General features: G+C 69.3%; 2 protein-coding genes. Both read right to left on the bottom strand.

The window, feature by feature from the left end:
- A partial coding sequence (locus AB0M20_RS40630) for a heavy metal translocating P-type ATPase (RefSeq protein ID WP_364306535.1) occupies positions 1–1,451 on the bottom strand: 1,451 nt, incomplete at its 3' end.
- 198 nt (positions 1,452–1,649) lie between these two features.
- Positions 1,650–1,856, bottom strand: coding sequence for a heavy-metal-associated domain-containing protein (locus AB0M20_RS40625; protein ID WP_364306533.1), 207 nt, complete (start codon positions 1,854–1,856; stop codon positions 1,650–1,652).
- Positions 1,857–1,960: the final 104 nt, after the last annotated feature.

The raw sequence follows: 1,960 nt of genomic DNA, 5'->3' as shown, positions 1-1,960 counted from the left end.
GCCGTCAGGGCCGGTTTGCCTTGGGTGATGGTGCCGGTCTTGTCGAGCACGACCGCGGTGAGCCGGCGGGCCTGCTCGAGCGCTTCACCGTTGGAGATGAGGATGCCGAGCTCGGCGGCCCGACCAGTGCCGACCATCACCGCGGTCGGTGTGGCCAGCCCCAACGCGCAGGGGCACGCGATGATGAGGACCGCGATGGTGGTGGTGATCGCCATGGTGAGGTTCTCGGTCGCCGGCCCGAACACCGCCCAGACGACGAACGTGGCGAACGCGCCGACGATGACGGCCGGCACGAACACCGAGGAGACCTTGTCGGCGAGCCGCTGCATCGGCACCTTGGAGCCTTGGGCGTCCTCGACCAGACGAATGATCTGGGCCAGCGCGGTGTCGTCACCGACTGCGGTGACCCGGATCTGTACCGACCCGGTCGTGTTCAAGGTGGCGCCGATGACGGCGTCACCGGTTGCTTTGTCGACCGGGAGGCTCTCACCGGTCAACATCGACTCGTCCACCGACGTGGTCCCGGAGACGACGACGCCGTCGACGGGGATCTTCTCGCCGGGCCGGATGCGGACGACGTCGCCGACCGCGACGTCCTCGACGGGTACGTCGACCTCGACGCCGTCACGCATGACACGGGCGGTTTTCGGTGCCAGCCCGACCAGGGCGGTGACAGCGGCCGCGGTGCGCTTCTTCGCCCGGCCCTCCATCCACTTCCCGGCCAGGACCAACGCGACGATGATGAGCGAAGTCTCGTAGTACACGTGCAGCGGCAAACCCCACTGTTCAGCGAGACTGGGCCACAACGTGACGAACGTGCTGTAGCTCCACGCCACACCGGTGCCCAGCGCCACGAGCGTCGTCATGTTCGTCGTGCGGTGCTTGGCCGCAGCCCACGCGGAGGCGTACAGGTCCTTACCTGCCCACCACTGGACGGCGGTCGCGACAACGACGATGGCCGGCATCAGCCAGTCCATCGTGTCGATGTACAGCGGGATGTACATCAGCACCATGAGGCCGAGACCGGTCGCCAAGGCGGTCTGCCACTTGCGCTTCATTCGTGACAGCTCACGGTCACGCGCCGCGCTCCCGTCGGCCTCGTCGCCCCCGGACGCGGACTCGCCGGCACCGGTGCCGCCGTTGGTGTCCGCGGCGGTCGGCTGGTGGCGGAGGGTCGCGGAGTACCCGGCCTTGACGACGGCCCCTGTGAGGTCGTCGAGCCGGATGAGGTCCGGGGCGTAGGTGATGGAGGCAACCTCGGTGGCCAGGTTGACCCGGGCGTCGGCGACGCCGTCGAGCTTGAGCAGTGTCTTCTCGATACGTCCGACGCACGAGGCGCACGTCATTCCGCCGATATCGAGCGTGCACGTCTCCGTCGCCGTGTCAGCGGCGTTGCCCATCGTGTCCGGTGAGGTGCCGGGTGTGGTGTCCGGTGCGGCTGTGGTGGTCATGCCGAGCTCCCAGGTTCGGTGAAGCTTGATGCGACGAGACTGGTCGTGAGCGCTGTCCGCCCGCTGTCCATCCGGTGTCGGGCGAAGGAGGGCCGCTGTTCGTCGAACCTCGGTCGCAGGGCGGCGGCGAGGTCTGGCGTTGAAACCGCACCCCGGTGGGGGTCGGGGGTACCTCCCACCGGGGCACGGGGCCAGGGGTCAGGCCAGCGCGTAGCCGGCCTCCTCGACCGCGTCGCGCAGCGCCGTAGACGGCACGGGCTGCTCGGCGGTCACGCGGACGACTCCGGCGGCCACGTCGACGGCGACGTCGGTGACACCTTCGATGGCGCCGACCTCAGCGCGTACGGCGCGAGCGCAGTGGTCGCAGGTCATCCCGACGACGTTGTGGGTCTCGATGAAGCTCATGGCAGTTCCTCCTGTGTAGGTCCGGGGTCGTCCCCGGGGTGTGGTGGTGGATGCCGGCGGTATCCGGCGGGCGTGGGGGTCGGCGCGGGCGCCGACCCGGAGGG

This window comes from Actinoplanes sp. NPDC051633 (assembly GCF_040681735.1).
Classification (GTDB): Bacteria; Actinomycetota; Actinomycetes; order Mycobacteriales; family Micromonosporaceae; genus Actinoplanes.
This window is presented reverse-complemented; position numbering and strand designations above follow the sequence as displayed.